At 40.1% G+C, this 6,278-nt stretch carries 4 protein-coding genes and 6 pseudogenes; 5 read left to right on the top strand and 5 right to left on the bottom strand.

Going from position 1 to position 6,278, the window contains the following annotated elements; all coding sequences use genetic code 11:
• Window positions 1–48: 48 nt before the first annotated feature.
• The 3 genes and pseudogenes from Q0541_RS04795 to Q0541_RS04785 form a co-directional block, all read left to right on the top strand.
• Window positions 49–174: pseudogene (locus tag Q0541_RS04795) on the top strand (methyltransferase type 11); the annotation flags it as partial.
• A gap of 405 nt (window positions 175–579) precedes the next feature.
• Window positions 580–756, top strand: a pseudogene (locus Q0541_RS04790) (transposase); the annotation flags it as partial.
• 706 nt (window positions 757–1,462) lie between these two features.
• Entirely contained in the window at window positions 1,463–1,663 is a 201-nt protein-coding gene (locus tag Q0541_RS04785) for a CopG family transcriptional regulator (protein ID WP_298906296.1), read from the top strand.
• Window positions 1,664–1,964: 301 nt separating this feature from the next.
• Here the strand turns inward: Q0541_RS04785 and Q0541_RS04780 are convergent, their stop codons facing one another.
• A complete protein-coding gene (locus tag Q0541_RS04780) occupies window positions 1,965–2,246 on the bottom strand; it encodes a hypothetical protein (protein ID WP_298906292.1) in 282 nt (93 codons plus the stop codon).
• Between the two features lie 68 nt (window positions 2,247–2,314).
• Here Q0541_RS04780 and Q0541_RS04775 point away from each other — a divergent pair.
• A pseudogene (locus Q0541_RS04775) lies at window positions 2,315–2,672 on the top strand (ISAzo13 family transposase); the annotation flags it as partial.
• Here the strand turns inward: Q0541_RS04775 and Q0541_RS04770 are convergent.
• Window positions 2,639–2,800 (bottom strand): reverse transcriptase N-terminal domain-containing protein, encoded by a 162-nt coding sequence (locus tag Q0541_RS04770; protein WP_298906302.1) that lies wholly within the window; start codon window positions 2,798–2,800, stop codon window positions 2,639–2,641. The pseudogene Q0541_RS04775 and the gene Q0541_RS04770 sit on opposite strands and share 34 nt — an antisense overlap.
• On the opposite strand from Q0541_RS04770, the gene Q0541_RS04765 reads away from it, so the two are divergent.
• Complete coding sequence (locus Q0541_RS04765) at window positions 2,739–3,110, top strand: heme-binding protein (protein ID WP_298906298.1); 372 nt, start codon at window positions 2,739–2,741, stop codon at window positions 3,108–3,110. The two genes, Q0541_RS04770 and Q0541_RS04765, sit on opposite strands and share 62 nt — an antisense overlap.
• A 436-nt stretch (window positions 3,111–3,546) precedes the next feature.
• Here Q0541_RS04765 and Q0541_RS04760 read toward each other — a convergent pair.
• The 3 pseudogenes from Q0541_RS04760 to Q0541_RS04750 all read right to left on the bottom strand — a co-directional run.
• Window positions 3,547–3,807 (bottom strand): annotated as a pseudogene (locus tag Q0541_RS04760) (HNH endonuclease); the annotation flags it as partial.
• A 174-nt stretch (window positions 3,808–3,981) separates the two neighbouring features.
• Window positions 3,982–4,737 (bottom strand): annotated as a pseudogene (locus Q0541_RS04755) (reverse transcriptase N-terminal domain-containing protein); the annotation flags it as partial.
• 25 nt (window positions 4,738–4,762) lie between these two features.
• A pseudogene (locus Q0541_RS04750) lies at window positions 4,763–5,870 on the bottom strand (IS630 family transposase).
• Between the last annotated feature and the right edge of the window lie 408 nt (window positions 5,871–6,278).

Raw genomic sequence — 6,278 nt, 5'->3', positions numbered from 1 at the left:
GCATGATCCTTCCCTACGACTGCTGTCTATTCTCTCTTATTTCCCGACAAGTCTATTGACTGAGAGAAAGAGTGCGATCGCTTTTGACGAGATGATGTCATAATTCCCTTGTATTACAGCAACCAAAACTTTCACGGTATTGCTGGCGGATATCTCAATTATGGTGCAGCAGTTAGAGCCCGCATTGCGCACTTCAAAATATAGTATAAAAAGTTACATAATTTATCTTTAGCATGACTTAGTAAAAATACTCAAAAAAACTGAATTAATAAAAGTGAGACAATCAAAAAAACTCAAAAATATTATATTAGAAGTACAAAAATTGTCTCCAACCTCAGAAATAAAAATTAAAAATATCGATCACTTAGGAATAAGAGACTTCTAAAGAATAAATTATTCCAAAAAAAACAAGGGACAGGATTTTTCCAGAATGATAATTATTTTGATGTGGTATAGCAGTCCTAAATCATATGTGAAAACTTCTTTTTCTTTTTTTGGCGCTCTTGGCGGCAACTCTTGGAGACGCTGCGCGTTAGCGGTTCGTTCATTTTCACAACTCATTTAGGATTGCTATAGAAGAGGGAAAGAGAGTTTAGGCATTATTTAGGGGGATTATTAGGAGAAAGTGAGAGAAAAAACATATTTCAGCTCGCAGAGAACGCGGTAGGGGTAACTTACCGTCGTTTACACCACTTTTTAACCGAAGTCCCTTGGTTTAGTTTCCTGGTTAAGGAACACTGCTTGGAGATCATGAACAATAGATAAACAAAATATTCTAATTAGTTTTCATACTCCAAAAATGCGTCAATTATCAGGATTTACTGTTGGATAAAACAATAACTACACTATACAAATATATTTTTTAAAATAGAAAGTATCTAATTCAAAATAAATTACAACGCAGATCCTTTAGCACTCATTAAATTAATTCTGATTGAGGATGCATATATTGATAAATTAAAATTAATGTGGATAGAAGAGTTAATTGAAAATTGGTATGAACTACAAAGAAATTTATCTCTTTAAGTAGCTCGTGACTTTATTTTAGAACACTTATCACAGAAGGTAGGCTTAACTGCATAATATCAATTTTTTGTCAATGCGTAAGTTCTAGTTTAACTTCCTAATCTCCTCCAAAATATTCCGGCAATTTTTATACTGTGGCTCTACTCTTTATCACAAGGATCAGGGTTGATGCAACAACTAGACTGGACAGTTTGGTTTGGTAATCGCTAGCAAACTCTGTATCCAGAAGCTGTTCATCTGAATCTAAAATTCATATAAGTGATTTATTGGTAAAGTTTTTGATTACACGTAAATACCCTGGCAGGGTTATGTCTAGAATAGTCTTATGGCAAAGCAAGTATGCTGTGGTTAACATCTAGCTAGTATTGTTATTTATCAACCATTGCGAGAGTGCTTTGTAAGTTTAATTTTTAAATTTTGATTAATAGAGCAAGTCATGAACAAAAAATGGGCTGTCAAACGAATGACGATAAATCTTGCATCAACTGAGAGCGAAAAACTAGAACGATATTGTGCGATCACAGGTAGACCAGCAACTGACGTTATTCGAGAGTTGATTCGCTCTCTTGAAGTAACTCATCTTGAAGCCTCTGAACAGAATGGTACTAAGATAAGCCCAGAGTCCTGTGCTGCCTAGTTACTAGCCTGGAGGCTAGTAACGTATTCTGAAAGGTTCTGCCTCGATCTTACTAATGGAGGCGGAGCCTCCCAGGAGTGGTTAAAAGCCTGGAAGTTGGGAAGCAGTTACAGCAAAGCCTGTGTCTTAACTTAGTACCATTCGCCTCTGAACATTCTGTACTCATGAAGGCTAGCTTTGTTACTCATGCAATACAGCCAGTTAGTATACGTCAGAGGTAGGGGCAATTATTGATGATTTCTTTGTGGATCTTAGCTCATCCCTCTTTTGTTACTTTCGGGAAAGAAAAATAGAGAGAAGATTAACTAGCAATGGAGAAAGGAATCGGAGAAGCTCGAAAACCATTCATCAATTCAATTAACTTAAGCAAACAGCGTCTCATCCCAGGAATGTTGAATACATCTAACCAAGGTAACAGCAAATGGTAGAAGATATAAGGCTGAATAATTAGTCTCAAGTTATTTAGGGAACTTTTCCATGTCATACCAACTGACCACTCCCGATGTTGGTTAAATTGAGTAGTTGATGCATTGATGAATGAAGAGGAATCAGGGTTAGAATTTGGAAGGTTTTCAGCTACCACCCCCTTTTGTAGTAATTTAAATAATAACTGAGTAATAACTGAGTTTTTGAGTGTGGTAACTGATGGCCATAGTATTAACTGATTCTCTCAAAAAGTTGTTGATTGAAACTGCATCTCTTTTTAATTGGTGCAGTAAAGCGCAAATTTATGGCACAGACAGTTCAGGGCTTAGGTTTAGGAGGGCAAAGGCTTGCACAATCAGAATTAGGATGGAATCGAGATCCTATTAGGAAAGGAATAAGAGAATTAGAAAGCGGTATTACTTGTGTTGATAACATGAGTGGCAAAGGACGTTATAAAGCAGAAGAAAACCTGCCAAATCTTTTAGAAGACATCAAAAATTTAGTTGACTTCCATAGTCAAACTGATCCGAGCTTTAAAAGTCAAAGACTTTATACCAGACTTAGTGCCGCCGAAGTTAGAAAACTGGCAACCAGCGCGAAACGCTGCTTTGGAGTCAGTAACTTTATACCGTCAACTCCCGCCGTTTTCTTGCCCTGGTTGTCTTGTGAAACCCTTCTAACCGATAACACCTTTGCTGACCATGACCTCATCAGCGTCTTTTTCCTCTCGTGTCGCCACGGGCGGAATCCATTCGAGTTAGCGATCAAGTTGGGAATCACCACGGCAGGGCAGATGACGAATTTGCAGGGTGGATTGCCAATTATCTTGGATAGTCAAGTGGTGGGAGCAATCGGTATTGGTTCTGGTACAGGAGTACAAGATGTGATTGTAGCCCAAGCTGGAATTGATGCCTTGTCGGCAGTGATCGCCCCTAAAAAATCAAGAGAGGAAACCCCAAGTGATGTCTGCGATGGGCTTCTCTACGAGAAGCTACGCCAACGCCTACGCCTCACCCCATAAAATACAAGCGAGTCAAAGTTGCACTCAGTCGAGCGATCGCCTACGGAGGGCCAAACGCGCTCGCACCTACAAAGTAAAATCCTCAAACTTGAGGCAGGGACTCAGGATTACTCTAAGCAACTATTAATATAAAGTCAATTAAGATACTTTCGGTTACTACCATAGGGCCAGCTTCAAAACAGAGCAGTAACAAGCCCCATCACTGATTTGGTGTTCGTGTTCAGCTATCCAATCATAAATTTGTGCAACCACTGCTAATGCCACTTGTTCACAGCGATAAAGCTTCGGGCTAGGGCAGAAAGCTTTACCATTAATGTGTACGGCGGCAATCTGCTAATAGTCGCTCCCTTGGTAGAGTTGATGTGGGCTATTATGCCCAGTACCTCTCTGTTAGAACCGGACGTGCGCGTTTCCGTGCATCCGGCTCCTGATGTTCTCAGCTTGCGCTTTTGCTCATGTGCATGTAATTGTGGCAACTCTCGTGAATTGCTTCAAGATTGTTTTTCTTCCAGTTGGCATGATTTCCGTCGATGTAGTGCAAATGTACCTTTTCTTCATCGATGAATTTCATTCCGCAGGATGCACATTTATGGTTTTGCTTATTAAGAGCAATAGATGTTTCGCCATCATACAGTTTACTGTTACGTTCGCTCCAGTAGGCTGTATCTCCGTCATAGGGGGATTTTGTTCCTTTAACTCTCTTTTGTCACTTTCGGCAGATAATAATCTGTAACCCTTGCCCAGATAAGATTTTACCTATAGAGCTTTGTTTAGAGGTTTCTATTAGTTTGCGATCGCTAATCTTCTCACTAAATCTAGGTTTCATCATTTAGCCTCGATTTTTCTTTCCCCAGAGTGACAAAAGAGGGTTAATCATGACGTGTTTATTTTCGGAGTAGGGAACTGCTGGAAATGCCTTGTCTAGTAATTTCTTGCTAGAGTAGCGGTTTTGCTTGGTTTCCTTGTTAAATACCTTGTAAGCTCTTGTTTCAATGTGGCACAGGGAGTTCCTGGAACCGTCCATCTTGCAGAACTTATGGTAATTTCTCCAACCTCTAACTACCGGGGCTAATTTCTCAGCCTTTGTGGTAGCACCATAATTCGAGTTGTTGACGATGTGTTTTACTTTCTTACGGAACGCTTTGAAGTTGTCCACTGAAGGGATACTTCTGAACTTTCCGTTTTTCTGGATTTTAAAGTGCCAGCCGAGGAAATCAAACCCATCTGTCGCGGCGGTAACTTTGGTTTTCTTTCGGCTTACATTCATTCCGCGTTTGCGGAGGAACTCGCTGATTCTTTCAAGTATCTCTGTTGCATCATCTTCGGGTCGGAGTATAATAACCATGTCATCCGCGTATCGGATTGATGGCTCGGTGATATCACTGACTCGTTCTTCAAATAAGAGGGATTTCTTACCATCAATACCAGCCGTCTTTTTACCAGCATTTAGCTGAGATACTTGTCTTATTGCAAGAAATCGAGCCGAGGTGGATTTTAGAATAAGCTTTTGGAGTAACCGCGCTTTCCACTTGTCTCCAACTTGAACAGCTTTAAATACGCGCTTTTGAAAGCGGAAAAGGTTTCGGCGGAATTTCTTCCCCGGTAAGACTTTCCAAGATTCACTAGTAGTCTGCCAAGGCTACTTTGCTGGGTCAGAAAGTCGGGTATAAGCGCTCCATCTTTCTCCGTGCATCTGTAGTTTGAAAGCGCCAGTAAACACTTGTACGTTGAAGATTGCGTTGTTTCTCCCAAGTAGCAACTTCAGAGGATAATGTTTGTATATCCAGGATTCGTCGCTCTAAACATTGACGAGATAAAACAGATAACTCAATCTCTACTTGATTGAGCCAACTTGCGTGTTTAGGGGTGTAGTGGAACTCTAATTTTTGTACAATTAGACGTGCTTCTTGGGGTTTAAAAACTTCATATAAGGCTGCCGGAGTATGAATATTAAGGTTATCTACTACTAAACGAATAACATCAGCATCGCGGTGATAAATATCTACTAAATTTTTCATTTGCTTTGCAAAATCGTGCTTTGTACGCCGTTGAGTGATTTCAATATGTCTCCACCCATTTAAAGGTTGAAAATAGGCAAATAAATTTACTGTTCCATTCCGTTTATATTCAAAGTCATAACGTTCTGGTTGCTCTGGTTCCGGTGGTAATGGTAGTCTCACTTCTTCCACCAGTTGATATGAACATTCGTCAAAACAAACCACTGGTCGTTTTGGATCATATGGTTCGTTATATAAATCCAATAAATCTTCCATCCGTAAAACGTACTCGGCATTTACTTCGGGAATGCACCACTGTTCTTTCAGCCACGGTTTAATATCGTTTTTTTTAGAGTCTGACGAACAGTTTCATCAGAAATCGAATTCCCCAATACCAACTTCTATTAAATGGTCTGCCAAAAGTTGCATTGTCCATCGCACTCGCCCAGAAGGTGGGTCAGAACAAGCTGTCGCAATTAAAAACGCTTCTTGCTTGCCTTCAAGTTTACGAAGCTTTGGTGGATGAGGTTCATCAAGAAGTGCAAAATCTATCCCACCAATTACAAATTTTTCTCTTATTCGCTCTACAGTTGAAATATGGACTCAAAGCACTGAGGCGATCGCTTGATCTATTTCCCCTTCTAATGCCATAAGTAGAATGTGAGCGCGGGTTATGCTTCTTGCCTTGTTTACCTTTTTTTATTAACGTTTGCAATTGAGAAACTTCATCCTCACTCAAATCCACAATGTACTTTTTTGCCATGCTATTCCTTGATTTTTAAGTAGTTTACCAATAACAGGTGCTACCTAGCAAAGTTGAATTGGCAGACTACTAGGGAAACTGTTAGAGGTCAAAGCTTCCCCAGGAGCGACTCCGAAGATTCTCTTGAGAGATGTGATCGCGGTTGGAGGAAAAACTCGAATGTCCTCAGGGGTTCAGCACCTATGGGGAAATTGTAGAGTGGCTCAAGCAGGAATTTGACTTCTAAGTCAAATATCAGACGGTATATCATTTGGTACACTATCAACTCCAGACGAAACTCAAAATACCTCGACCTGTAAGCAAACAACAGGATGAACAGGCTGTCAACCTGTTTAAAAAAACATTCCCCACGCTGGGAGCAACGCGATTTTGTGAGGTTGGGTGAAAAAGGTGCGATCGCTAAAATTT

The sequence above is a fragment of the uncultured Nostoc sp. genome (assembly GCF_937863485.1).
Classification (GTDB): Bacteria; Cyanobacteriota; Cyanobacteriia; order Cyanobacteriales; family Nostocaceae; genus Nostoc.
The sequence above is the reverse complement of the archived record's forward strand: the minus strand, read 5'-3'. Positions and strand labels throughout refer to the sequence as shown.